This is a genomic window from Malaciobacter halophilus (assembly GCF_002837275.1).
In the GTDB taxonomy this organism is placed as follows: domain Bacteria; phylum Campylobacterota; class Campylobacteria; order Campylobacterales; family Arcobacteraceae; genus Malaciobacter; species Malaciobacter halophilus.
In genome coordinates, this window is sequence record NZ_NXIF01000045.1 from 1 (window position 1) to 23820 (window position 23820).

Here is a 23820-nt window from a genome sequence, read left to right on the forward strand (position 1 = left end):
AATTAAAATATGAAAAATTAGTGGAGTTATAAAGTATGAAAAAAGCAATATTACTTCTTAATATGGGTGGACCAAATAATTTAGATGAAGTAAAACTATTTTTAAAAAATATGTTTAATGACAAAAGAATAATTGGCGCACCAAAATTAATAAGAAAATTAATAGCATTTATTATTATAAAAAGTAGGCTAAAAGAGGCTACAAATAATTATAGACAATTAGGTGGCAAGTCACCAATTATAGCTTATACTGAAAAGTTAGTAGAGCTTTTAAATATACAATTAGATGCAGATGTATTTTATGTAATGAGATATACACCACCTTTTGCAAAGGATGTTCTACCAAGCTTAAAAGATTATGATAAGATTTTTGCAATTCCTTTATATCCTCATTACTCTACAACTACAACAGCTTCATCTTATGATGATTTATTTTTAGAAGCAAAAAAATTAAATTTAGAGAATAGAATTCAAACTATTCATAAATATTATTCAAATAAAAACTATAATGAAGCAATTGTTCAAAGAATTAAAGAGGCATTAGGTACAAAAAATCCAAAAGAGTATGAGCTTGTATTTTCTGCACATGGTTTAACACAAAAAATTATAGATAGTGGAGATGTTTACCAAAAACATATAAAACAAAATGTTTATTATGCAAGAAAAGAGTTAGCAAAGCAAGGAATCAATTTTCATAAAACTCACTTAGCTTATCAATCAAGAGTAGGACCCATGCAATGGATTAAACCATATTTAGAAGATAAACTTGCTTCTTTAGAGTTAAAAAAAGTGATTATTTATCCAATTGCATTTACTATTGATAATTCTGAAACTGAATTTGAACTTGATGTTGAGTATAAAGAGTTAGCGCAAGAGCTAGGCTTTGAAGAGTATATTGTTGCTAAATCTTTAAATACACTAATGGGTAATGTAATAAAAGATTTATATAAACAAATGGGAACATAAAATGAAAGATTTTGCAATAATAGGAGCAGGTATTGGTGGAACAGCTTCTGCTTTGGCACTAAGTAAGAAGTTTGACATAACACTATTTGAAAAAGAGCCTTATTTAGGAGGTTGTTCTTCTACTTATAAAAGAGGGAAATATTTTTACAACTCAGGAGCTACAACTTTTGCTGGATACCAAGATGGTACTTTTTTATATGAATTTTTTAAAAAACATAAAGTAGAGTTTAATAAACAACTTTTAGACTCTTCTTTAACAGTATTAATCAATGATAAGAAAATAAGAAGATTAAGAGATTTAGAAGCTTTTGTTGATGAGATTAATGGAGTGTTTTACCATGAAAAGAATAAAGAGTTTTATGAGTTGATATTTTCAATTACTAATAGATTTTTTCAGATTGATGATTACTATTATTCAAATAAAGATTTATTATCAAAAGCAAAATCTTTGTACTCTTTTAAAAATCTATTTTTTGAATTCTCTTCTTTACTTTTTGTTAAAGCAGATAAGTTTATACATAAGTTTTTTAATGGGGTTTCAAAAGAGTATTTAGATTATATAGATAATCAAGTATTAATAGTATCTCAAGCAAGAACAAATGAGATAAATTTTTTAACATGTGCTTTAGCTCTTGGATATCAGTTTATGAGTAATTATTATGTTTATGGAGGTATGGGAACTTTATTTGATTCAATGGCAGAAAAAATAGATGATGTAAGAACAAATGAGTTTATACAAAACATAGAAAAAAAAGATGATAGTTTTGTAGTTCATACAAAAAATAATAGTTCACTAAATACAAAAAATATAGTACTAAATAGTTCTTTATTTGATAGTGCACATCTATTTGAAGATAAAAAAATAAAAGAGTATATAAATAGATATAAAAAGTTTGATTTTGGTTTATCTGCTTTTATGGTTTATATGAAATTAGATACAAATAAAACTTTTGACCATCACTATCAAATTATTTTGCCAAATAGATTAAAACATACTGTATCTAACTCTATGTTTGTATCTTTTTCTAGTAGTGATGATGAAAAAATGAAAGGAAGTGTTACTATTTCTATACATACAAATAGTGCATTTTTTAAAGATGGAACAAAAGAGAAAAAACAAGAGTTACTAGCTATAATAAAAAAGATTGTATGTGAAAAACTAAATATTCACGAGAATGAGATTATTAAATGTTTTGCAGCAACTCCACAGACTTTTAAAAGATACATTAATAGAACAAGTTTAGGTGGAATTGCAGTAAGATATGAAAATTTAATTTATAAACTTCCTTCAAATGATACTCCCATAAAAGGTTTATATAATGTAGGAGATACTACATTTGCAGCTCAAGGTTGGCCTGGAGTTATGCTTGGAGTTAGAAATTTACAAAGGTTAATATGCAAAATATAGAGTTACAAATAAGATTAAAAGATTGGTTTTTTATCTTTTTAATTGCGTTACTTTTTTCAATTATTTTATCTGTATACAGTTATTATTTGATTGATGAAGAGCTTAAAAATGCAATAATTTTTGGTAGCTTATTAGGTATTGATATTTTTATCTTTTCTATGTGTTTTATTACATATTTAAATAACTATATTTTACCAAAACTTTCAAAAAAATATTGGTTAGTTTTAGCTATTGTATTCTCCTTTTTATCAGGGTTTTTAGGAACTTTAGTAACATACTATTTATGTAAGATTTTTAATATATATTTACTTGAAAAGTTTGAAAATAATTATATGATATTTGCTTTTTTTATTGGCTTTTTAACATATTTTGTTGCAGCACTTTTATATCAATTTGTAAAAATGAGTAATAAAAAAGAGTATAGTGAAAGATTATTATTAGAAAGTAGGTTAAAATCACTTCAAAGACAATTAAATCCACATTTTTTATTTAATTCTTTAAACTCTTTAGTTGAGCTTATTCATGAAGATATAAATAAAGCAGAAGATAATCTTATGCAACTTTCAAAATTCTTAAGGCAAAGTATGAAAGAGAGTGCTTTAAATAGTTTAAATGATGAATTAGATAATCTTAAAAGATATGTTGCATTGGAAAATGTAAGATTTTCAAATAAAATAGTTTTAAATATAGATATAAAAAAAGAGTTTTTAGAAAAATTAGTTCCTAAGTTTTCTATACAATTACTTGTAGAAAATGCAATAAAACATGGTTTTGATAAATCAAATAAAGAACTAATAATTGATATTTATGTAAAGCAAAATGAAGATTTTGAGATATATGTGAAAAACAATGGAAAACCTGTACAAAAACATAAATTTGGAATAGGGCTTACAAATTTAAAAGAGAGACTACAAATTTTATGTAAAGGAAGAATTAGTTTAGAAGATAAGCAAATACCAACTTATAAAATCACAATAGGAAGATGCAATGAAAATATTAGTAATGGATGATGAAGAGTTAGCAATTAAAAGATTAGTTAGATTACTTGATGAACTTAAGTATGATTATGAAGTAGCAAATAATAAAGAACAATTTGATTCTTTAGATAAAGAAAATAGTTTTGATATTTATATTTTAGATATTAATATGCCTGAAATAACAGGTTTACAACTTGCACAAGATATATTTGCTACAAATAATGAAGCTTTTGTTATTTTTCAAACAGCTTATGAAGAACATGCTTTAAAAGCTTTTGAAATTGGTGCAATTGATTATTTATTAAAGCCTTTTACAAAAGAGGAGTTGCAAAAAAGTATAAATAGAGCAATCTCTTATAAAAAAGAGGAAAAAGGTGTTAAGTTTCTTACAAAAAATGGTGACGAAGCATACTTAATTAAACCAGAAGAGATAATTTATATTCAAGCAGACTTAAATGAAGTGATTTTTAGAACAAAAGATGGGTTCTCTTATTATGCTAAAAAGATTTCTGATATGGAAAATTTGCTAAAATCATCAAACTTTTTTAGAGTACATCGTTCTTATATTATTAATTTAGATTATGTAAAAAGTATGAAAACACAAGAACAAAGTAAAATTGAGTTTTTCTTTACTAATATAAAAGATAGTATTACTTCAAGTAAAGATGGAGCTAAAAAGTTTAGAGAGTTTATAGAAAAGTAAGGAGCAAGAATGCAAAGTGTTTTAACAATTGCTGGTTCAGATTCATGCGGTGGAGCAGGAATTCAAGCAGACATAAAAACATTTGAAGCTTTCAAAGTATATTCAGCATCAGTAATTACTGTTTTAACTGCGCAAAATACTACGGGAGTAAAAGATATTTATGAAGTAGATGCAAAGTTTGTTAAAGCGCAAATAGATTCAGTTTTAGAAGATTTTGATATTAAAGTTATTAAAGTTGGAATGCTTTTTAATAAAAAGATTATTAAAATTGTAAAAGATACAATTAAAGATTTAAAAATACCAATTGTTTTAGACCCTGTATTTGTTTCAAAAGCAGGCTCACCTTTGTTAGAAACAGAAGCAATTAAAGAGCTAAAAGATTTTTGTAAATATGCAACAGTTATAACACCAAATCTTTATGAAGCAAAACAGCTTTTTGATTATAATGAGAATGATGAGCATGATTTAAATAAAATTAGAGAGTATAAAACTAATGTTTTAGTAAAAAAACATAAAAAAGAGATAAATAATGTTTGGTATAGTATAGATTACTTATATACAAAAAATGATATTAAATCTTTTCATACACCATATATAAGAACCAAAAACCTTCATGGTACAGGTTGTACTTTATCTTCTGCAATTGCTGCAAATTTAGCTTTGGGTAAAAGTTTAGAAGAGTCAATTAGAGTATCTAAAGAGTATGTTTATGAAGCTATTTTAAAAGCTCCTAATTTAGGTAGTGGTTCTGGGGTTATAAACCACAAAGTATAATTCAAAGAGGAAATCCTCTTTGAATAATTTTAATGCTCAACCGCTCCTACTGCACCAAAACCAGTATTAGCTCTTATATTTTGAGCTCTAAATCTCTCTTTTTCTTCTTTTGCTTTTTGTGAATTATCAATTGTTGAAAAGAACCATATTGAAATAAATGCAACTGTTACTGAAAATAAAGCAGGGTGTTTATAAGGAAAAAGTGCTTCTTCATTTCCAAGTATTTGAACCCAAACAATTGGACCTATTACAACTAGTGTAACAGCAGTGATTAAACCAATAAATCCTCCAATAAAAGCGCCTTTAGTTGTAAGTCCTCTCCAATAAATTGATAAAAATAGAATTGGAAAGTTTGCAGATGCAGCAATACCAAATGCAAGACCTACCATATATGCAATATTTTGTTGTTCAAAAGCAATTCCCAAAATAACTCCTACAATACCAACTATAATTACAGTAATTCTTGAAATTTTAACAACTTTTTCATCACTTGCATTAGGATTAATTACATTTGCATAAATATCATGAGATATTGCTGATGCACCAGCTAATGTAAGCCCAGATACAACCGCTAAAATTGTAGCAAATGCAACAGCTGAAATAAAACCTAAAAATGCATTTCCACCTAGCATATGTGATAGATGAATTGATGCCATATTATTTCCACCAAATAGTTTTCCATCAATAAAATATTGAGCACCATCTGCTGAATTTAAAAAAGCAATTGCTCCAAATCCAACAATAGTTATTATTATCCAAAAGTAACCAACAAAGCCAGTTGCATAAACAACAGACTTTCTAGCTTCTTTTGCATTACCAACAGTAAAAAACCTCATAAGTACATGGGGAAGTCCAGCAGTTCCTAGCATAAGTGCCATACCAAGCGAAATAGCTGATATAGGATCTGAAATAAATCCACCTGGTGCTAAAATTGATTCTCCTGCTTCATGGTTTTGTACTGCACTTACAGCTAAACTTTCAAAATTAAAATCAAAATGGTACAAAACCATTATAGCCATAAATGAAACACCTGATAGTAATAAACATGCTTTAATTATTTGAACCCAAGTAGTTGCAAGCATACCACCAAATGTAACATAAATTATCATCATTACACCAACTAGAATTACTGCAAATTCATACTCCATTCCAAAAAGAACTTGAATAAGTTTTCCAGCACCTACCATTTGAGCAATAAGATATAAAACTACAACTGAAAGTGAACCAAAAGCAGCTAATGTTCTAATCTCTTTTTGTGAAAGTCTATAAGCAGCAATATCTGCAAAAGTAAATTTACCTAAGTTTCTTAGTTTTTCAGCCATAAAAAATAGAATAATTGGCCATCCAACTAAAAATGATACAGCATAAATCACTCCATCATAACCTTTTAAGTAAATAAGTCCAGATACACCTAAAAAAGCTGCTGCAGACATATAATCACCTGCAATTGCTAAACCATTTTGAAAACCACTAATTCCTCCACCAGCTGTATAAAAGTCACTTGCTGATTTTGTCCTTTTTGCTGCCCAATATGTAATTCCTAATGTTCCAACAATAAAAATAAAGAACATTATAATTGCAGGAATATTTAACTCTCTTTTAGTTGCTTCAAATGTTGCATCTCCCGCTGCAAAAAGTGAAACACATAAAATTGAAAATATTGCTATTAGTTTAAACATTATAACTCATCCTTTACGTCTTTTTTTACTTCATTGATTAAGTTTTCGAACTCACCATTAGCTCTTCTTACGTAAATTATAGTTGTTATAAAACTAATTACTAAAATCGCTAGTGCAATAGGAAATGCAACTGTTGTTAATCCATCTGCAATTTTAGTAGCCAAAACCTCTTTGTTAAATGCAATAGTTAATATATATGCATAAAACATTACTAATACGAAAACTCCTAGTGAAATACTAAAGCTTCTTCTTTTTTGAATTAGCTCTTGGTATTTTGGGTGATTTTCGATTTTTTGTACCAATTCTTCGTTCATCCTCTCTCCTCTCTTCATATTTACACACACTTCATAAAAATGTTTCAAAATGAAACTAAAAATTATGTATAAAATGTGTAAAAATATAAGAAGTCAAAATTCTACACATTAAAATTATCTAATAAACTTATACTAATTAATTAATAAATATTATTAAGGTATATAAAATAAAATTACTTATATTGTGTTACATATAGTATCAAATATGTAATATATTAATAATAGTTATATAAAATATAACCTATATAAATATAAAAAAGTTGTCATCAATGAACAAAAATTGTGTATTAAAGAACAATAATTGATGATATAATTAAATAATGAAATTAAATTGAGGAAATTGTATGTTATTAGCTGTATCAAGTTGCTTGTTAGGGAATAATGTTCGTTATGATGGCTCAAATCAAATGAATAAATTTGTATTAAAAACACTTTCAAAGTATGCAGAATTTGTACATTTCTGTCCAGAGCATTTAGCAATGGGAACACCACGAGAAACAATTAGAATAATCAATGATAAAAATAAATTAGAACTTAAAACAGTTTTTTCAAAAGAAGATGTTACTTCAAAAGTCATACAATCTTCTAAAGATGAGATACAAAAACTTAAACAAGAACCAATTTGTGGAATAATACTTAAATCTAAATCTCCAAGTTGTGGTTTAGGAAGTACGAAATATTATGAAAATGGTATGCCTCAAGGAAAAAAGGATGGAGTTTTTGCAGCTATGTGTAAAGAGCAGTTTCCCTATCTTCCCATTGAAGAAGAGGCTAGATTAAATGACGCTTGGTTAAGAGAAAATTTTATTATGCAAATTTTTGCTTATAGTGAGATACAAAACTTAAGTAATAACATTAGTAAATTTAAGCATTTAGTTGACTTTCACACTTCATATAAATATTTATTGCATTCAAAAAATGAAGTATTATATAGAGATTTGGGAAATATAGTAGCAAATCATGATAAAAAAAGTTTAAAAGAAGTGATGGCTGAGTATAAAGAGTTATTTATTAAAACTATTGCTACAAAAAGTAAAATTAGTAAAACTGTAAATGTATTAGAGCATATGGCAGGTTTTTTCAAAAAAGAGTTAACTTCTAAAGAAAAATTGGAACTAAAAGAGTTAATTAGTCAATACAAAGAAAAAATTATACCTTTAATCACTGTTATTGCATTAATAAAACTACTTAGTGTAAAGTATGATAAAGAGTTTTTACTTAAACAGAAATTTTTGCAGCCTTATCCTGATGAATTAGCATTAAGAAGTGATATTAAAAGTGGAAAATAAAAAAACAATACTTTGGTTTAGAAGAGATTTAAGAGTTGAAGACTCTATGCTTTTATCAATAAAAGCAAAAGAGGTTTTACCTATATTTATTTTTGATAAAACTATATTAGATGAACTAAATTGTGATGATAAAAGAGTAGATTATATTTTTAAAAAAGTGTTAGAATTAAAAAAAGAGTTAAAAAAATATGATTTAGATTTAGCTATTTTTTATGCAGAGGTCATTGATGTTTTTACTTTTTTGAAACAGAAAGGATTTAGCTGTGTTTATGCAAGTGTTGATTATGATAATTATGCAAGAAATAGGGATAATGAGATTGGAAAGCTTGTAGAATTTAATGCTTTATTTGATTGCTATATTTATGAACCAAAAGAGATTTTAAAAAAAGATGGTTCTTGTTACGTAGTATTTGCACCATTTTTTAAAGAAGCAAAACAGCAATATACTAAAGAACATGCTTTAAAGTATGAAATTGAAAAAAATATATTAAGTGATTTTGATTATTTTGATTATATAAATGAGTTTAAAGAAAATAGTTTTATACAAAAAAGCCTTGACATAAAAAGTATAGGTTTTGTAAGTAATAGTATAAAATATGAACCTGCAATAAAAAAGTTAAAAAGTTTAAAAACAAAAATTCAAACATATGAAGAAAAAAGAGATTATTTAAATGAAGATGCAACTTCAAACTTAAGTTTGGACTTAAGATTTGGAGCTATAAGTATAAGAAGAGTATTACGAGAGTTAATATCTTTAAAAAAACAAGGCTTTCAAACAGAGGCTTTTTTTAGACAACTTGTATTTAGAGATTTTTATGCTTCTTTATTGTATCACTTCCCAAAACTACATACACAAGATTTTAGAAGTTATGCTCCATATATGTATAATAAAGAGTATTATGAGAGATTTATTACAGCAAATACAGGTGTTCCAATAGTTGATGCAGGAGTTACTCAACTTCTTACAACAGGTTATATGCACAATAGAGTAAGAATGATTGTAGCATCATTTTTTTGTAAACACTTAATGCTTCCATGGCAGAAAGGAGAAGCTTTTTTTGCCAAATATCTAATGGATTATGATGCAGCTTCAAATATTTTATCTTGGCAGTGGAGCTCTAGTACAGGAATTGATGCACAACCATACTTTAGAGTTTTTAATCCATATTTGCAAGCAAAAAAGTTTGATAAAGATGCTTTATATATTAAAAAGTATTTAAAACCATTAAAAGGCTTAGAAGCAAAAAAAATACATGATGAAGAGTTCCTATTTTCAAATAGTATAAAAGGTTATACAAAGCCAATTGTAAAGCATAAACAAGCAAGAGAATATTTTTTAGAAGAAGCAAAAAGCTTTATAAATAATTAATTTTATTATTTTTATGCTAAACTTTCTTTATGGAAAAGTTTAGCCTTTTAAATAGCCAATTTATAATTTTATTTGTAAAAGTAACAGAAGAGATAAAAAGCAAGCATTTAAAAAGTTTTATCTCTTCACAACTTCAATTAAAAAATATTGCTTATAAAAATAAAAAAGTCTATTTTAGTTTTATTAAGCAACTTAGTGCTTATCAGATTATCGTTTTTGAAAATAATAAGTTTGACTTTCTTTTTTTTGATAATTTAAAAACAAATAGTAAATATATTGTGGTGGTTATAGAGTTTTATATACTTGTATTAAAGAATAAACAACTCTATTATCTTTTGCCAATTAATTACTCTTTAGATAAAAATCAAATAACTCAATTAATTATTAATAAACTTCAATTAAAGAGTTTTGAAATTATGCTTTTATCAAAAGAGGAGATTAAAATAGCTATTAAAAATACTAAAAAAAATAGTTCTAATCTTATTCACTACTCATCTTTTTTAACTTTAGATATCTTTTTATTTATATGCTTTTTTTGTATTGCATCTTTTTTTATTTATATAAATAAATCGGATAAAAATCAAAATAATATTAAATATAAAAAAGCTCCTATTTTGAATAAAAAAACAGTTTTATCAAAAAAATTGCTAAATATTTATAAAGAACTTGATTTAAATAAAATTCATTTAAAACAAGGAGATTTTTCTACTAATAAATATAGTTTAATAGTTTTATCAAACTCCTTACCTAAAGTAGAATCTTTTTCCAAACAATTAGCTTTTGAAATTGAGTATATAAAGTTTGACCAAAAAGAAGATAAGTATGAAGTTAGCTTATTTAAGACAACAACTAAATGAAAAGTTTGTAAAGCTTAAGTTTTTACAAAAAATTGAACTTTTTTTACTGCCGTTTTTTCTATTGGTACTTTTTGTATTTTTACATGAAAATATAAAAAAAGAACAGAGTATTAAAGTTTCAAAAGAGATTATAAAGCCTAAGTTAAGCTTGCAAATAATTGACAAAAATCTATTCACTTCTTCTTTCACAAATTTTTGTAAATCAAATAATATAACAATAATTTCGTTAAATAAGCTTCAAAAAAAAGTCAGATTACAAATATTTACTAATATGAAAAAAATTATTAAAAGTTTAAATTTCATAGAAAACCTAAGCTCTAATAGTTTTATTGAAGAGTTAAATATAAAAAATAAAGAAGAGTTCTTTACTGCCACTATTTTAGTTGATTTATCAAAAAATTATAGATTTAAAAAAAGAGTATTAAAAGATAATAGTTTTAATTTTTTAGTTGAAAAAAAAGTTAAAGAGCTTGAAAAAATAGAAGCAGTAATTTTTGATTATGAGTATAAACAAAATAAATGGCATAAAAAGGAAGAAGATGAAGGATATTAAAGAGTATGTAATTAATTATGATTTTATAAAAAGGTTTGATATTGAAGCTTTAAAAAAAAGTCTTATTTTGCCTCTTTATGAAGATGAAATATATTCGTATTGTGCAGTATGTAAAAGTAGTGATATTAAGTTTGCAAAAAGTTGTTTTTTTAATCTACCAAGTTTTATAAACATAAAACAAGATGAAATACTTTTTTATTTAAGTGATTTAGAGAAAAGATATAAATTATATAATTTATACAAAAGTAGCTTACAAAGTAGTGAACAAAACAATAAAAATTTTATTGAAGAGTTTTTTTATACTCTTTTAAAATTTAGTATTGAAAAAAGAGCAAGTGATATTCATATTGAAACAGATGAAAAACTTCTTATATTTAGGTTTAGAATTGATGGAAGATTAAAACATATAATTAGTTTTAGTATAGATTTTTTTAAAATAATAAGTTCATATATAAAACTAAGAGCTAAGCTTGATATAACACAATATAGAAAAGCATTAGATGGAAGAATACATGAAAAAATTGATGAGATTAGTTATGATTTTAGAGTCTCTTTTATGCCAACAATTTCAGGTGAGTCTATAGTTTTAAGAATACTTGATAATAAAACTGTAAAAAAAGATTTGAATTTATTAGAGTTTTCAAAACCTATATATGAAGGTTTAAAATCAATTAGTAGTTTAACACAAGGCTTAGTTTTAGTTTGTGGCCCAACAGGAAGTGGAAAAACTACAACACTTTACTCCATTTTAAAAAGTTTTGATATAAGTAGTAAAAAGATTATTACAGTAGAAGACCCAGTTGAGTATAAACTAAGTGGAATAACGCAAATAAATGTAAATGATAAATTGGATGTAAGTTTCTCTTCTGTTTTAAAAAATATACTAAGGCAAGACCCTGATATTATTTTTATAGGAGAAATAAGAGATAAGTTATCTTTACAAATTGCTATTCAAGCTTCTTTAACTGGACACTTAGTTTTATCTACAATACATTCAAATAGTGCATTAAATTCAATTAGCAGATTGCTTGATTTGAACTCTCAAAGCTTTTTACTTTCATCAACTTTAAAATCAATTTTTTATCAAAGACTTGTTCTTAGAGTCTGTCCTTATTGTGCTTTTAAAGGTTGTGAAAAGTGCAATTATACAAAATATTTAGGAAGAACAGCAATATGTGAACATTTAAGAATTGATGATAAATTAAGCTCTTTAATTGCCAAAAATAGTTCACTAGATGAATATAAAAGTTATTTAAAAAAAATAGATTATGAAGATATATATAGTGATGCAAAGATAAAAGTAAAAAAAGCATTAACTACACTTGATGAAGTTTATAAAGTATTAGGTTTTGAAGATGAAGTATAAAATATATTATCAAGAAGACTCAAAAGTTTATAAGAAAATAGTAGAGTGTGAAGATATAAATAGTTTAAAACTTCCTACTAATGTATTAAAAATAAAAAAGCAAGACAAACTGTTTGAAAATAGAAGGCAGACCTTTAGATTAAAAGAGATTTATCAGATTTTTTATGAATTAAATATGATGTTAGATTCAAATTTAGATCTTATCACCTCTTTAGAGATTTTAAAAAATAGTAGAAAAAATAAAAAGAGTAAAGATTTTTTGCAAGAGTTATTAAATAGTGTAAAAAAAGCAAAAGGTTTAGATTTTGATGATAAAAAATTTAAGCTAGATTCAGTTGTAAAAAGTTTTCTTATAATTGTGAATAAAAGAGGTAATTTAGTAGTTTCAATAAAAGCTCTAAGTAAACTTTTGAATTATCAATTGCAAGTAAAAAATAGTTTAAAAAAAGCATTTTCATATCCACTTGTTTTAGTAGCTACTCTTTTTATTTCATTGGTATCAATTTTCTATTTTGTTTTACCCTCATTTGAATCTTTAATAAAAAGTAATGCTATACAAACAAATAATGCCACTATACTTTTATATATGATTAAAGATTTTTTTGAAAAATATTTTTTCTTTTTTTTCTCTTTTTTAATATTTTTCTTTTTAATAGTTGTTTTTTTATATAAATTAAATAGTAAATTTAGATATATATATGAAAAGATTTTACTTACTAAAATTCCTTTTTTAAGTAAAATATTACTCTACTTTGAACTGTATAAAGTTTTTATTATTTTAAATATATTACAAAAAGAGAATTATGAGTTTTTTGATACATTAAGTAGTCTTAACTATTTAATAAAAAACAAATATCTTTTAGATAAAATAGCGCTCATTGAAACTTTGATAAAAAGTGGTAAAAGTATAACCTATGCTTTTGAAGCAACAAAATTGTTTGATGATTTTGTATTAAATTTAATACAAACAGGCGAAAAATCGAACTCATTAATGCTTGTAACTTTTGAAATAGAAAAAGTTTATAAAATAGGTTTTGAAAATAGAGTAAAATTACTCTCATATTGGGTTCAGCCTATTGTCTTTTTGATGATAATGGGATTGATACTTTGGATTATATATGCCATATTTGTTCCAATGTGGAGTATGAGTGATATGATAAAGTTTTAAAAGGAAAAATATGAGTAAAGAACAAGAGTTTGAAGACTCAATAAGAAATATCTTAGAGTATATTGGTGAAGATGTAAATAGAGAAGGGTTAGAAAAGACTCCAAGTAGGGTTAGAAAAGCTTTTGAGTTTATTTGTGGTGGATATAAAGAGAACCCAGAAGAGATATTAAATTCAGCTCTTTTTACAAGTTCAAATGATGAAATGGTAGTGATAAAAGATATTGAGTTTTATAGTCAATGTGAACATCATATGTTACCAATAATAGGAAAAGCACATGTTGCTTATATTCCAAATGGTAAAGTAGTAGGGCTTAGTAAAATACCAAGAGTTGTAAATGTATTTGCAAGAAGATTACAAATTCAAGAGCAGATGACTGAACAAATTTGTGATGCACTAAATGATGCTTTAAAACCTAAAGGTGTTGCTGTAATGATTGATGCTAGACATATGTGTATGGAGATGAGAGGGGTTGAAAAAATTTGTTCAACTACTGTAACTTCAGCATTAAGAGGACTATTTAAGCAAAATAAAAAAACTAAAGATGAGTTTTTAACTATTGTTTCTTCTTCTTTACAAAAGTAAAAGTAGTATAAACTACTTTTACTTTAAGTAATTTCTATTTTTTTTCTTCTTGTTGTTGTAAATGTTTTAATTCGCCATTTAATCCTTTATAAAGACTAAAACACATTACTAATAAGATTAGTGTAAATGGTAAGGCTGTAGTAATAGAACCAGCTTGTAATGCATTTAAAGCTTGTTTACCACCTATATAAAGAAGTGAAATAGCAACACCACCTTCAACTACTGCCCAAAATACTCTTTGTGCTGTTGGTGCATCTAGTTTTCCACCTGCTGTAATACTATCAATTACTAATGAACCTGAATCTGATGAAGTTACAAAAAAAACAATAACTAAAAAGATTGCTAAAGATGAAGTAATTGAAGATAAAGGAAGGTTTTCAAACATTTGAAACATTGCTAATGATTTATCAGTAATACCATTTGCTAGTTCTCCTGTGTTATTTATAACTTGTTCTAATCCTGTTGTACCAAATGCACTCATCCAAATAGCAGTAATTAGCGTAGGAATTAATAAAACTGCAATAATAAACTCTCTTACAGTTCTTCCTTTTGAAACTCTTGCTATAAACATTCCAACAAATGGTGACCAAGCAATCCACCATGCCCAATAAAAGATTGTCCATCCATGAAACCACTCTTTATCATCTCTTTGTGTAAAACTACCTAAATCAAACATATTTGTAGCATAAGCAGATACAGTATTTCCAAAACCTTTAAAGATATCCAATGTTGGCCCTACAAATAATAAAAATGAGATTAGTACAAAAGCTAAGATAATATTTAAATTACTTAAAATTTTTACTCCACCTTCTAATCCTCTAACAACAGATATAACCGCTATTGAAGTAATAGCAACAATAATCCAAATTTGTGTATTAATTCCTTTAGAAATATCAAATAAAAAGTTTAATCCTGCTGCAACTTGTTGTGCTCCAAGACCTAAAGATGTAGCAAGACCAAAAATTGTTGCAAAAACTGCTAAAATATCAATCAAGTGTCCTGGCCATCCCCAAACTTTTTCTCCTAAAATAGGATAAAATGCAGATCTCATTGTTAAAGGTAGTTTTTTACTATATGAGAAAAATGCTAAAGATAAACCAACAATTGCATAAATTGCCCAAGGGTGTAATCCCCAGTGAAACATTGTTGCACCCATTGCTAACTCTTTTGCTTGAGGCGTATTTGCTTCAACATTTAAAGGTGTGTGCCACCATGCAGTATAGTATGCAACAGGTTCAGCTACTGACCAAAACATTAGTCCAATACCCATACCAGCTGCAAAAAGCATTGCAAACCAAGAGATATTTGAAAACTCTGGCTTTGCATCTCTACCTCCAATTCTAATTTTACTTACAGGTAAGAAAATTAGAACAATACAAAATATTACAAAAATATTACTTGAAGACATAAATAACCAATCAAAGTTATTAATTGCCCACCATTTAGCTCCATCTAGTGTTTCATTTGCACTTGCTGGATAAATTAAAGTAACTATAACAAATGCTAAAATTATTAAAGCACTTATTATAAATACAGGATTGTGTATATCTAATCCAAATTTTTGAAGATTATCTTGACCAATTTCATAATCGGTTACATATTTTTTACTCATGTTGCTCCTATTAAAATTACATATTTTATGTAATAAAAAAACATATTTTATGTAATAAAATTACATTTAGGCACACAAAATATACAAAATTTGCTTAAAAACTAATAATTCATAGGAGCTAAAAAAAAAGGTAAGACTTATTAAGTCTTACCTTTTTTATGTTATTTTAGTGTTATATTTATTTAAAGTTATCAATATCTTCTACATCATTTGTAGAGATTTTTTCTAGTTTCCCTTCAACTATATCTAAAAATTCATTTCTATTTTTTTCATCCATATTTGTATGAAGCATCTCTAATATATATTTAATACCATTTGCATTTATCTTTTTTACACTTGCTAGATAGTGAACAAATGCGATAAATCTAACATCATTAATTGAGTATAGTTTTTTTGTTTGGTTTTGTCTTCTTGGTAATAAACCCTTTTCTTCATACATCTTTAAAGTTCTTGCTTTAGTACTTAAAAGTTCAGCAATACTACTTAAAGGCAAAACACACTTTTCATTGTCTAATAAAGCCATTCGTAACATTGTCCTTTAGAATAAGATATTTAAACGAATTCTATAAAAGTATTACTTTAGCAAGCATTAAGAAGCTAAAGAAGCCCACAATATCCGTTACTGTGGTAAGTAATACTGTACTACCAACAGCTGGGTCAATGTTGAATTTTTTTAAAACTAAAGGAATTGAAGCTCCAAAAAAACCTGCACTAAATAAGTTGACAACCATAGAAAGAGCAATAACTAAACCAAGAAGTTTTTCATCAAACCAAATCCATGCAATAATACCCATAATAATTGCAAATAATAAACCATTTACAAGTGAAATAAATACCTCTTTTTTTACTGCATCTTTTGCATTTTCTAACTCAATATCACCTAATGCTAACTGTCTTACCATAACTGCTAAAGTTTGTGTTCCAGCATTTCCACCCATAGAAGCAACTATTGGCATTAGAATTGCTAATGCGACATATGCTTGTATTGTTTGGTCAAATAATCCAATTACAAGTGAAGCTAAAATAGCAGTACCAAGATTTAAAAAGAGCCATATTGCTCTTTTTTTAGCAGTTGTAATAAGATTGTCTTCATGTTCAAAACCTTCATTAACCCCTGCTAATTGATACATTTGTTCTGTTGCATTTTGTTCAATAACATCTAAAATATCATCACTTGTAATCCTACCCATTAGCATATCTTGATAACCAACAACTGCTACAACATTTAAGTCATACTGTTCAACTTGTTTTGCAACTTCATCAATATGAGTATTATCACTAACTTTAAATGGTTTATATTTAAATTCATCTGCTTGATTTAATATCTCTTCATATGTCTTATCAAAATCAAAAATAATTAAATCTTCAAGAGAAATAGAGGCAATAAGAGACTTTTCTTCATTTACAACAAATACTTGATGAATATTTATAAGTTCATCATTTGCTTTAGCAGTTTTAAGTCTTTGAATTGATTCTCCAACTGTTTCATTGAGTTTTGCAGAGAATAACTCTGTTTGCATATATGCACCAGCTTCATCCTCTTCATATCTTTTAAGCCACTCAATATCTTTTTTATCTTCTTCTTCTAATCCGTCATATATCTCTTTTGCTTTTTCAATATCTATTTCTTCAATCTCTTGAATAATATCTGTTGCATCATCTGACTCAAGCAAATCAACTGCATCAGTAAGTCTTTGAATTGATAGTTCCGTATATGCGGCTTCTCTTAAGTTATCAGGAAGTTCAAGAAGAACCTCTCCTAATAGTTCATCAGGAATAGTTTTAAGAACATAAAAAAAGTCATCTACACTTTCATTTTCGATTTTTCTCAATGAGTAAGCAATATCTGAGGGGTGCAGATTTTCTAACTTTTCTAAAAGCTCATTTGCATCTTTTATTGGTTCTTCATTTTGCATTTAAACTCCTTGAGTTTTATTGTTGTAATATTGTATAACTCTCTTTTCTTGCTAATTTAGTAGGTAACTTTCTGTTTTCATTACTAACTACTAGTTCAAGCTCCTTTACAAACTCTTTAGTATTGGCTAAAAATGTTGCTTTTTGTTTTCCAGATAGTTTTACTTCCTTTCCTCTTCTAATAACTTTTAGTGGGTTAATAGCTCTTCCATTTTTGTATAAACCAAGGTGTAAGTGTGGTCCTGAGCTAAGTCCTGTACTCCCTACATATCCAATATGAGTACCTTTTCTTACATAGCTTCCAACTCTAAGACCACTTTTAAATCTACTTTGATGAGCATATAATGTTCTATAACCATTAGCATGTCTAATAATTATAGTATTTCCATATCCACCTCTTCTTCCTCTGAAGATAATCTTTCCATCACCAGCTGCATAAATTTTTCTACCTCTTGGTGCTGCAAAGTCAGTTCCTAAGTGTGCTCTATAACGTTTAAGAACTGGATGCCATCTTCTTCTTGTAAAGTGACTAGAAATTCTTTTATATGTCAATGGAATCTTAAAAAAATAAGTTTTTGAAAAACCTTTTCCTCTTTCATCATAGTATTTATCATTGTGCCTATTTTTTAGCCTATAATGTCTTGTTCCATTTACTTCAACCATAGCTGCAATAAGATCTGGATTTCCAAAGTATTTTCCCATTCTAACTTTTTGCTTATATTTAAGTGCTACAAAATCACCTTTTTGGATACCTCTAAAATTAATACTTCTTCCATATACTCTCATAACTTCATTTGCTAAAGCTAAGTTTTCTGTTGCATCAAAAATATCTTTAAATGGTGACCTTTTGATTTCAATAGCAATAGTTTCACTTATCTCTTCATAAGCAATAGGTATTGCTTCAAACTCATATTTGCCTTTTTTTGTTTCATAAATATGAAGTTGCATCTCTTCAGAAACTGGTATTAATACTTGTTTTAAACTACCATCATCATTTAATAGTAAGTTATATTCAATCCCTGCAACAATCTCTGAACAAAGCTCTTTATCCTCTTTTTCTAAACTAAAGTATAGTTTTTGAGAAATATTATACTTATCTAAGAAAGTTAAAAAACTTTCACCTTTAGGCCAAGTTAACTCCTGCACTTGTAAGCCAAAAACTGATGTTAAAAATATGATTAGTGTAAATATGATTTTCATTAGACTACTTTTATATAAAAATTAGGGGTATTATTATACAATTGCAAAACTTAAAAAAATATATTTGGAGTGTATGGATGCGTATTATAGGACTTTTAGTCTTTAGTGTTGCTTTTTTATTTGCAGACTTAATAGATGTTTATAGAACACAAGGAATTGAGGCAGTAAAAGAGAAATTGGAACAACAATTACAAGAGAAAAGTTATTGGGATAAATTCCTAGAAAAAAAAGATATAAAATATGGATATTATGAATCTACAAAGTTTTTAATTTTAGTAGATAAAAAGACTAAAGAGTTAAAAGTATATAAAAAAATAGATAATAAATTTTCTAAAATTGCACAAGATAGTGTAATAGTTGGTGAAAAACCAGGTGATAAACAAGTTGAAGGAGATTTAAAAACTCCTGAAGGAGTATATGAATTAACATCAAAACTAACAAAACTAGATCCATTTTATGGTCCTTTGGCTCTTGTAACTTCATATCCAAACACTTTTGATAAGGCACAAAAGAAAAATGGTCATGGAATTTGGATACACGGAATGCCTTTAAATGAAAAAAGAGAAGAGTTTACTCAAGGATGTATTGCTTTAGATAATCCAAATTTACAAAATTTAGATAAACATATTGATATAAATGAATCATTGGTTTTAATCTCAAAAGAGACTATTACAGAAGTGAATAAAGAGGATATTAGTTCCATTTTATCTTTTATTTATAAGTGGAAGGATGCATGGAGAAAATCAGATATAAAAAAGTATTTGTCTTTTTATTCAAAGGATTTTAAAAGATTTGATGGTCTAGGTTTAGAAGGTTTTGCAAAATATAAAGAAAGAATTTTTTCAAGAAAAGAGAATAAGACTATTATTTTTTCTAATATAAATATAGTTCCTTATCCAAACTCTTTAAATAAAAAGATGTTTAAAGTTTTAATGGATGAAAAGTATAGAACTAAAAACTATAAGTTTGATGGTAAAAAGGAGCTATTTATAGAACTAAAAAATGACAGAATAGAGATTCTAACTGAGGGGTAAAACTTTCTTTAACCCCTTTTTAGATATAATCGCATCTTAACTATGAAATAACTTTTAAGGTAACAGATGCAACAAAAAGAGATGAATATTGAAGAGATAGCTTTAGCGCACTCTTTAACACTTGAGGAATTAGGTCAAATAAGAGATATTTTAAGAAGAGAACCAAACCATGTAGAGATTGGTATCTTCTCTGCTATGTGGAGTGAGCACTGCTCATATAAATCAAGTAAAAAATATTTAAATGGTTTTCCTACAAAAGCTCCATGGGTTATTCAAGGACCAGGTGAAAATGCTGGTGTTATTGATATTGGAGATGGATACGCTGCTGTATTTAAAATGGAATCACATAATCACCCTTCATTTATTGAACCATATCAAGGTGCTGCTACTGGTGTTGGTGGTATCTTAAGAGATGTATTTACAATGGGAGCAAGACCAGTTGCTAATATGAACTCTATTAGGTTTGCTGGAATTGAAGGTAATAGTGAAACTGCACAAAAACATAGATATTTATTAAGAGGTGTTGTTGCTGGAATTGGTGGATATGGTAACTGCATGGGAGTTCCTACAATAGGTGGTGAAACAACTTTTGAAGAGTGTTATGCAGGTAATAATCTTGTAAATGCATTTACTTTAGGTCTTGCAAAAGCCGATGAAATATTCTTAGGAATTGCAGAAGGAGTTGGAAATCCTGTTATGTATGTGGGAAGTAAAACAGGAAGGGATGGACTTGGTGGAGCTGTTATGTCAAGTGCATCATTTGATGAAGATAGTGAATCAAAAAGACCAACTGTTCAAGTTGGTGACCCTTTTACTGAAAAACTACTTTTGGAAGCTTGCTTAGAGTTATTTAAAGAAGATTTAATTATTGGTATTCAAGATATGGGTGCAGCTGGATTAACTTCATCTTCATTTGAGATGGCAGGAAGAAGTAATAGCGGTATGATTATGCATCTTGATAAAGTGCCAGCAAGAGAAGAAGGAATGACTCCTTATGATTTTATGCTTAGTGAATCTCAAGAAAGAATGCTTATTTGTGCTAAAAAAGGTTGTGAGCAAAAAATTATAGATATTTTTGAAAAGTGGGAACTTGATGTTGCAGTTATTGGAGAAGTGACAAATACTGGAAATATGGAACTATTTTGGCATGGAGAAAAATGTGCGGAAGTTCCTGTTCAACCAGTAAGTGAGCAAGCTCCTGTTTTAAATAGACCTATAAAAGAACCAGAATATTTAAAAAATATAGAAGATATAACAATAAATAAAGATATTTCAAATCAAGAAGCATTTGATGTAATGTTTAGTGATATGGAAGTAGTAGATAAATCTTGGGTATATGACCAATATGACTCAATGGTTCAAACAAATACTGTAAAAGGACCAGGAAAATTAGATGGTTCTTCAATTAGAGTAAAAGAGACTGGGAAAGCTCTTGCTATGAGTGCTGATTGTAATACTAGGTTTTGTTATATAAATCCAAAATTAGGTGCTAGTGCAGCAGTTATGGAATCTGGAAGAAATGTAGCAATGACTGGTGCTATGCCAAAAGCAATTACTGATTGTTTAAATTTTGGTAATCCTGAAAATCCAGAAGTTATGTGGCAGTTTGCACAAGCTTGTGAAGGTATCAAAGATGCTTGTAGAGAGCTAATTACTCCAGTAGTTGGTGGAAATGTTTCACTTTATAATGAAACAAATGGTGTTGGAGTTTTCCCAACTCCTTCAATTGCAATGGTTGGTGTAAATGAAGATGCAAATAAAGTGTTACCTTCAAATTTACAAAAAGATGGAAGTCTTATTTATTTATTAGGTGAAACAAAAGCTGAATTTGGTGGAAGCTTATACCTGAAAAAAATGTATGATAAAGTTGCTGGAGTTCATCCAGAAGTTGACTTTGAAAAAGAGTTGAAACTTTGGAATACAGTTATTGAAGCTAATAAACAATCTCTTTTATTATCAGCAAAAGATGTAAATGTGGGTGGTATTGCTATTTCATTAGCAAAAATGGCTGTTGTTGGAAATAGAGGTGTTGAAGTTGATGTTAAACTTAATGATTCAAAAGAGATTTTTTCTGAATCTTTAAGTAGAGCACTAGTTGAAGTATCTGCTTCAAATAAAGATGCTTTTGAAGCTGTTGCAAAAGAGAATGGAATCTCATATGAACAAATTGGTGTAGTAAAAGGTGACAGCATAAGTATAAATGATATAAAAGTTGAATTATCAAAAGCTAGTGATATTTATTTTAATAAGTTTAAACAAGTTATTGAACAAGACTTATAATAACTAAAGTCTTAATCTAAGCCAAACTCATATGTGAGTTTGGCTTTTTTATTTTCTAAAATTTTACAGGGAGAAACATTTTAATGAGAGCTTTAATTAGTGTTAGTGATAAAAGTGGTGTTGAAAATTTTGCACGAGAGTTAGTATCTTTAGGTTATGAGATTATTTCTACAGGTGGTACTTATAAAAAGCTTCAAGATGCAGGAATAAAAGTAATAGAAGCAGATGAAGTTACAAAATTTCCTGAGTGTTTTGAAGGAAGAGTTAAAACTTTAAATCCATATATTCATGGTGGAATTTTATATAGAAGAGATAAAGAATCACACAAAACACAAGCAAAAGAGCTTGGTGTTGAAGGCATTGATTTAGTGTGTGTAAACTTATATCCTTTTAAAGAAACTATTGAAAAAACAGATGATTTTGAACAAATTATTGAAAACATTGATATTGGTGGACCAGCGATGGTTAGAAGTGCTGCAAAGAACTTTGATAGTGTTATAATTGTAACTGATGTGGCTGATTATGATACTGTATTAAATAATCTTAAAAATGATACAAATACAGTAGAATTTAGAAGAGATATGATGATTAAAGCATATGAGCATACAGCTGCCTATGACTCTATGATTGCAAACTATATGAATAAAAGATTTAACAATGGAATGGGTGCAAAACAGTTTATTGTAGGGAATAAAGTATTTGATACAAGATACGGTGAAAATCCACATCAAAAAGGTGCTTTATATGAGTTTGATAAACACCTATCAAATAAATTTATCACATTAAAAGGTGAAGCTAGTTTCAATAACATGGGAGATATTTCAGGTGCTGCTAAAATAGCAAGTGCATTCGGTGATGAAAATGCAGTATGTATTGTAAAACATGGAAATCCATGTGGTTTTGCTATTAAAGATACACTACTAGAATCATATACACAAGCACTAAAATGTGACCCAATCTCTGCATTTGGTGGAGTTGTTGCAGTAAATGGAATAGTTGATTTAGACCTTGCAGTTAAAATGAATGAAATCTTTTTAGAAGTAGTTTTTGCAGCTGATTTTACACCTGAGGCTGAACAAGAACTAAATAAAAAGAAAAGAATCAAACTATTTAAACAAGGTACAAAAAAATTAGAGCTTTCAAATGATGATTTTAACTTTAAAATTGTTGATGGTGGTTTTGTATATCAAGATGCTGATAAAGTAGAAGATGATGAAGTTAAAAATAGTGAACTAAAATCAAAAAGAGAAGCAACACAACAAGAGATAAAAGATATGGAAATAGCATATAAAATAGCAAGTTTGACAAAATCAAATTGCGTAGTATATGTGAAAAACTCTGCAATGGTAGCTGTTGGTATGGGTATGACAAGTAGAGTAGATGCAGCAAAAGCAGCTTTAAGAAAAGCAGAAGATTTAGGACTTGATGTAAGTGGTTCAGTACTAGCAAGTGAAGCATTTTTCCCATTTAGAGATAGTATTGATGCAGCCCAAGAAGCAGGTGTAAAATGTGTAATCGAACCAGGTGGAAGTATAAGAGATGATGAGATTATACAAGCAGCCAATGAGTTTGGAATGGCACTTTATTTTTCAGGAAAAAGACACTTCTTGCACTAAAAAGATTGAAAGATTGTTTTTAAAAACAATCTTTCTTTTATAATATTATTCTTAAAATAGTTTATCTTTGAAACTAATATACAATTAATAAAATAATATTTATTGTCTTATTGATATTACTAATCTAAGATTCTTTTATATAAAACGTAGTATTAAATA

General features: G+C 27.4%; 21 protein-coding genes. 15 read left to right on the forward strand and 6 right to left on the reverse strand.

Annotated elements, in window-relative coordinates; translation table 11 throughout:
* The first annotated feature begins 35 nt into the window (after positions 1-35).
* The 5 genes from hemH to thiD are packed head-to-tail and all read left to right on the forward strand — an operon-like array spanning position 36 to position 4827.
* Positions 36-965 carry a ferrochelatase gene (gene hemH / locus CP960_RS11305; protein WP_101185601.1) on the forward strand — a complete coding sequence of 310 codons (930 nt, stop codon included), beginning with the start codon at positions 36-38 and terminating at the stop codon, positions 963-965.
* Position 966: 1 nt separating this feature from the next.
* Positions 967-2373 carry a phytoene desaturase family protein gene (locus CP960_RS11310; protein WP_101185602.1) on the forward strand — a complete coding sequence of 469 codons (1407 nt, stop codon included), beginning with the start codon at positions 967-969 and terminating at the stop codon, positions 2371-2373.
* On the forward strand, positions 2361-3383 hold the full coding sequence (locus tag CP960_RS11315; RefSeq protein ID WP_101185603.1) for a sensor histidine kinase: 1023 nt from the start codon (positions 2361-2363) through the stop codon (positions 3381-3383). The genes CP960_RS11310 and CP960_RS11315 overlap by 13 nt, the downstream gene beginning before the upstream one ends.
* Positions 3361-4053 carry a LytR/AlgR family response regulator transcription factor gene (locus tag CP960_RS11320; protein WP_101185604.1) on the forward strand — a complete coding sequence of 231 codons (693 nt, stop codon included), beginning with the start codon at positions 3361-3363 and terminating at the stop codon, positions 4051-4053. The genes CP960_RS11315 and CP960_RS11320 overlap by 23 nt, the downstream gene beginning before the upstream one ends.
* 9 nt (positions 4054-4062) lie before the next feature.
* Complete coding sequence (gene thiD / locus CP960_RS11325) at positions 4063-4827, forward strand: bifunctional hydroxymethylpyrimidine kinase/phosphomethylpyrimidine kinase (protein ID WP_101185605.1); 765 nt, start codon at positions 4063-4065, stop codon at positions 4825-4827.
* Between the two features lie 29 nt (positions 4828-4856).
* Here the strand turns inward: thiD and CP960_RS11330 are convergent, their stop codons facing one another.
* Entirely contained in the window at positions 4857-6506 is a 1650-nt protein-coding gene (locus CP960_RS11330; RefSeq protein WP_101185606.1) for a cation acetate symporter, read from the reverse strand.
* Positions 6506-6820, reverse strand: coding sequence for a DUF485 domain-containing protein (locus CP960_RS11335; protein ID WP_101185607.1), 315 nt, complete (start codon positions 6818-6820; stop codon positions 6506-6508). Before CP960_RS11335 ends, CP960_RS11330 begins: the two co-directional genes overlap by 1 nt.
* A 344-nt stretch (positions 6821-7164) precedes the next feature.
* On the opposite strand from CP960_RS11335, the gene CP960_RS11340 reads away from it, so the two are divergent.
* From CP960_RS11340 to folE, 7 genes are read left to right on the forward strand one after another with little or no spacing between them, the layout of a single operon-like run.
* Positions 7165-8109, forward strand: a complete 945-nt coding sequence (locus CP960_RS11340) for a YbgA family protein (RefSeq protein ID WP_101185608.1) — start codon at positions 7165-7167, stop codon at positions 8107-8109.
* Positions 8099-9478 (forward strand): cryptochrome/photolyase family protein, encoded by a 1380-nt coding sequence (locus CP960_RS11345; RefSeq protein ID WP_228152070.1) that lies wholly within the window; start codon positions 8099-8101, stop codon positions 9476-9478. The genes CP960_RS11340 and CP960_RS11345 overlap by 11 nt, the downstream gene beginning before the upstream one ends.
* A gap of 29 nt (positions 9479-9507) precedes the next feature.
* Complete coding sequence (locus CP960_RS11350) at positions 9508-10335, forward strand: hypothetical protein (RefSeq protein ID WP_101185609.1); 828 nt, start codon at positions 9508-9510, stop codon at positions 10333-10335.
* Entirely contained in the window at positions 10301-10888 is a 588-nt protein-coding gene (locus CP960_RS11355; protein WP_101185610.1) for a hypothetical protein, read from the forward strand. Before CP960_RS11350 ends, CP960_RS11355 begins: the two co-directional genes overlap by 35 nt.
* Positions 10875-12254, forward strand: coding sequence for a GspE/PulE family protein (locus CP960_RS11360; protein ID WP_101185611.1), 1380 nt, complete (start codon positions 10875-10877; stop codon positions 12252-12254). The genes CP960_RS11355 and CP960_RS11360 overlap by 14 nt, the downstream gene beginning before the upstream one ends.
* The gene (locus CP960_RS11365; protein ID WP_101185612.1) at positions 12244-13422 is read left to right on the forward strand and encodes a type II secretion system F family protein; all 1179 of its coding nucleotides are present in this window, start codon (positions 12244-12246) and stop codon (positions 13420-13422) included. The genes CP960_RS11360 and CP960_RS11365 overlap by 11 nt, the downstream gene beginning before the upstream one ends.
* Positions 13423-13432: 10 nt before the next feature.
* Positions 13433-14005, forward strand: a complete 573-nt coding sequence (gene folE, locus CP960_RS11370; RefSeq protein ID WP_101185613.1) for a GTP cyclohydrolase I FolE — start codon at positions 13433-13435, stop codon at positions 14003-14005.
* Positions 14006-14039: 34 nt separating this feature from the next.
* On the opposite strand, the gene CP960_RS11375 is transcribed toward folE, so the two are convergent.
* The 4 genes from CP960_RS11375 to CP960_RS11390 all read right to left on the reverse strand — a co-directional run bounded on the left by CP960_RS11375 (position 14040) and on the right by CP960_RS11390 (position 18731).
* The gene (locus tag CP960_RS11375) at positions 14040-15617 is read right to left on the reverse strand and encodes a BCCT family transporter (protein WP_101185614.1); all 1578 of its coding nucleotides are present in this window, start codon (positions 15615-15617) and stop codon (positions 14040-14042) included.
* A gap of 178 nt (positions 15618-15795) precedes the next feature.
* Positions 15796-16140, reverse strand: coding sequence for a MerR family transcriptional regulator (locus CP960_RS11380; protein ID WP_101185615.1), 345 nt, complete (start codon positions 16138-16140; stop codon positions 15796-15798).
* A gap of 40 nt (positions 16141-16180) precedes the next feature.
* A complete protein-coding gene (mgtE, locus tag CP960_RS11385) occupies positions 16181-17533 on the reverse strand; it encodes a magnesium transporter (protein WP_101185616.1) in 1353 nt (450 codons plus the stop codon).
* A 16-nt stretch (positions 17534-17549) separates the two neighbouring features.
* A complete protein-coding gene (locus CP960_RS11390; protein WP_101185617.1) occupies positions 17550-18731 on the reverse strand; it encodes a M23 family metallopeptidase in 1182 nt (393 codons plus the stop codon).
* A gap of 77 nt (positions 18732-18808) precedes the next feature.
* On the opposite strand from CP960_RS11390, the gene CP960_RS11395 reads away from it, so the two are divergent.
* The 3 genes from CP960_RS11395 to purH all read left to right on the forward strand — a co-directional run bounded on the left by CP960_RS11395 (position 18809) and on the right by purH (position 23661).
* Positions 18809-19765, forward strand: coding sequence for a L,D-transpeptidase family protein (locus tag CP960_RS11395; protein WP_101185618.1), 957 nt, complete (start codon positions 18809-18811; stop codon positions 19763-19765).
* 66 nt (positions 19766-19831) lie between these two features.
* Positions 19832-22045, forward strand: a complete 2214-nt coding sequence (gene purL / locus CP960_RS11400; protein WP_101185619.1) for a phosphoribosylformylglycinamidine synthase subunit PurL — start codon at positions 19832-19834, stop codon at positions 22043-22045.
* A gap of 83 nt (positions 22046-22128) precedes the next feature.
* Positions 22129-23661, forward strand: a complete 1533-nt coding sequence (gene purH / locus CP960_RS11405; RefSeq protein ID WP_101185620.1) for a bifunctional phosphoribosylaminoimidazolecarboxamide formyltransferase/IMP cyclohydrolase — start codon at positions 22129-22131, stop codon at positions 23659-23661.
* Positions 23662-23820: the final 159 nt, after the last annotated feature.

Coding starts and splice junctions, on each gene's coding strand:
- hemH (WP_101185601.1), top strand. CDS start 36: ATGAAAAAAGCAATATTACTTCTTAATATGGGTGGACCAAATAATTTA.
- CP960_RS11310 (WP_101185602.1), top strand. CDS start 967: ATGAAAGATTTTGCAATAATAGGAGCAGGTATTGGTGGAACAGCTTCT.
- CP960_RS11315 (WP_101185603.1), top strand. CDS start 2,361: ATGCAAAATATAGAGTTACAAATAAGATTAAAAGATTGGTTTTTTATC.
- CP960_RS11320 (WP_101185604.1), top strand. CDS start 3,361: ATGAAAATATTAGTAATGGATGATGAAGAGTTAGCAATTAAAAGATTA.
- thiD (WP_101185605.1), top strand. CDS start 4,063: ATGCAAAGTGTTTTAACAATTGCTGGTTCAGATTCATGCGGTGGAGCA.
- CP960_RS11330 (WP_101185606.1), bottom strand. CDS start 6,506: ATGTTTAAACTAATAGCAATATTTTCAATTTTATGTGTTTCACTTTTT.
- CP960_RS11335 (WP_101185607.1), bottom strand. CDS start 6,820: ATGAACGAAGAATTGGTACAAAAAATCGAAAATCACCCAAAATACCAA.
- CP960_RS11340 (WP_101185608.1), top strand. CDS start 7,165: ATGTTATTAGCTGTATCAAGTTGCTTGTTAGGGAATAATGTTCGTTAT.
- CP960_RS11350 (WP_101185609.1), top strand. CDS start 9,508: ATGGAAAAGTTTAGCCTTTTAAATAGCCAATTTATAATTTTATTTGTA.
- CP960_RS11355 (WP_101185610.1), top strand. CDS start 10,301: ATGAAGTTAGCTTATTTAAGACAACAACTAAATGAAAAGTTTGTAAAG.
- CP960_RS11360 (WP_101185611.1), top strand. CDS start 10,875: ATGAAGGATATTAAAGAGTATGTAATTAATTATGATTTTATAAAAAGG.
- CP960_RS11365 (WP_101185612.1), top strand. CDS start 12,244: ATGAAGTATAAAATATATTATCAAGAAGACTCAAAAGTTTATAAGAAA.
- folE (WP_101185613.1), top strand. CDS start 13,433: ATGAGTAAAGAACAAGAGTTTGAAGACTCAATAAGAAATATCTTAGAG.
- CP960_RS11375 (WP_101185614.1), bottom strand. CDS start 15,617: ATGAGTAAAAAATATGTAACCGATTATGAAATTGGTCAAGATAATCTT.
- CP960_RS11380 (WP_101185615.1), bottom strand. CDS start 16,140: ATGGCTTTATTAGACAATGAAAAGTGTGTTTTGCCTTTAAGTAGTATT.
- mgtE (WP_101185616.1), bottom strand. CDS start 17,533: ATGCAAAATGAAGAACCAATAAAAGATGCAAATGAGCTTTTAGAAAAG.
- CP960_RS11390 (WP_101185617.1), bottom strand. CDS start 18,731: ATGAAAATCATATTTACACTAATCATATTTTTAACATCAGTTTTTGGC.
- CP960_RS11395 (WP_101185618.1), top strand. CDS start 18,809: ATGCGTATTATAGGACTTTTAGTCTTTAGTGTTGCTTTTTTATTTGCA.
- purL (WP_101185619.1), top strand. CDS start 19,832: ATGCAACAAAAAGAGATGAATATTGAAGAGATAGCTTTAGCGCACTCT.
- purH (WP_101185620.1), top strand. CDS start 22,129: ATGAGAGCTTTAATTAGTGTTAGTGATAAAAGTGGTGTTGAAAATTTT.